At 49.3% G+C, this 1,830-nt stretch carries 1 protein-coding gene; it reads right to left on the bottom strand.

The features are described 5' to 3' along the window. Positions 1 to 145: 145 nt before the first annotated feature. Complete coding sequence (pepT, locus tag H6A34_RS14310; RefSeq protein WP_205106063.1) at positions 146 to 1,369, bottom strand: peptidase T; 1,224 nt, start codon at positions 1,367 to 1,369, stop codon at positions 146 to 148. Between the last annotated feature and the right edge of the window lie 461 nt (positions 1,370 to 1,830).

The following is a 1,830-nucleotide window of genomic DNA, read 5'->3' as shown; positions in this document are numbered from 1 at the left end:
AAGTTCGGACATTTAAGTTAAGAGTTAAGAATTAGGAGTCGGAAAAATTAAGGATTAAGAGTTAAGAATTAAGAAAAATACCATTGCTTATTAAAAGGACAAGTCATATTTTCTTAATTCTTAACTCTTAATCCTTAATTTTATGTTAGTCGTTATACCCTGCGGTAATCTCGCATATCCTGACGATTACCTGCATGGCCTTTTCCATCACTTGTACGGATACGAACTCGTAAGGGCCGTGGAAGTTGACGCCGCCCGCGAATATGTTGGGGCAGGGCAGGCCCTTGAACGACAGCTGGGCGCCGTCCGTTCCGCCGCGTATGGGTTCTACTTTGGGCGGTACGCCGCAGTCCTGCATGGCCTTGAGCACGATGTCTATTACATGCATGTTGGGGTCGATTTTCTCCTTCATGTTGTAATACTGGTCGCTTACGTCGGCCGTTACAGTGCCCTCGCCGTACTTTTCGTTCATCTTGCGGGCGCATTCCTTGATGAAGTCTTTGCGGTCCTCGAACTTGTCACGGTCGTGGTCGCGTATGATGTATGACAGTTTTGCCTTCTCGATGTTCGACTCTATGCCCAGCAGGTGGTAGAATCCCTCATAGCCTTCGGTGGTCTCCGGCGTCTCGTCAGCAGGCAGCATATTGGCAAACTCGGCGGCCAGGCGGTTGGCGTTTACCATCTTGTCCTTGGCGTATCCAGGGTGTACGCTTACTCCCTTGATGGTTATCTTGGCCGACGCGGCGTTGAAGTTCTCGAACTCCAGGTCGCCAAGGTCGCCGCCGTCCATGGTGTATGCCCATTCGCAACCGAACTTCTCAACGTCGAAGTGGTGTGCGCCCATGCCTATTTCCTCGTCAGGATTGAAGCCCATGCGTATGTCGCCGTGCTTTATCTCGTCGTGGTCGCGCAGCCAGCACATGGCCTGTACAATCTCGGCAATGCCCGCCTTGTCGTCGGCACCGAGCAGAGTGTGGCCGTCGGTTACGATGATGTCCTCGCCCTTATGCGCCAGAAGCTCAGGAAACTTCTTCGTCGAAGAGATTATACCGAGTGACAGCTCAATGTCGTTGCCGTCATAATTGCGGATAAGACGCGGCTTGACGTCCTTGCCTGAGCAGTCGGGTGACGTGTCGTAGTGGCTGATGAAGCCTATCGTGGGTACGTCTTTCTTTGTGTTGGCCTTCAGTGTGGCGTATATGTAGCCGTTGTCGTCCATCTCTACATCGTCGAATCCCTCGTCCTTAAGCTCGTCCCTGAGGTATCGGGCGAATATTAGCTGCTTGTCTGTGCTCGGCACTGTGGCGCTCTCTTCGGCCGACTGTGTGTCGAACTTAACGTAGTTTAAGAAGCGTTCAATTATGTCCATTGTCTTGAATGATTTTTATTTAGGGTTGATTTTATGTGCCTTTCGTTTGCTTAGCGTGCGTGCGTTGCCGGCATGCATGCCTTGATGTTGTCTGTCAAGGTACAAAGATAACACTTTTATTCCATTTTTCCGTAATGTGCCGGTTATGATTTTGACTTGAGTTTAAAATCTTCTTAAAATCCGGTTGCGTCCTGCCGCCGGTGGCACGGGCGTCATGTAGCAGCGTGGCATGCCGCTCGGTGTAAGTCGCTTTGCGTCAGGCTTTTGCGTGTATGCCTGCCTGCGTGTTTGCGAAAGACCGCCTTTTGGCTTGTAAAAGGTGGCCTTTTATAACGTGAGTTCGGTATAAGAAAACGATTGAAAAAGTTGTGGGAATGAGATATCTTTAGTACCTTTATAGTTGACAATCAATAAGTTACATAAAAATATCCATTCCCATGACTGATGCAAATATAATAGAA

Source organism: Marseilla massiliensis (assembly GCF_016899855.1).
Classification (GTDB): Bacteria; Bacteroidota; Bacteroidia; order Bacteroidales; family Bacteroidaceae; genus Prevotella.
Note: the sequence above shows the minus strand (reverse complement) of the source record. Positions and strands in the feature narration are given on the sequence as shown.

Coding starts and splice junctions, on each gene's coding strand:
- pepT (WP_205106063.1), bottom strand. CDS start 1,369: ATGGACATAATTGAACGCTTCTTAAACTACGTTAAGTTCGACACACAG.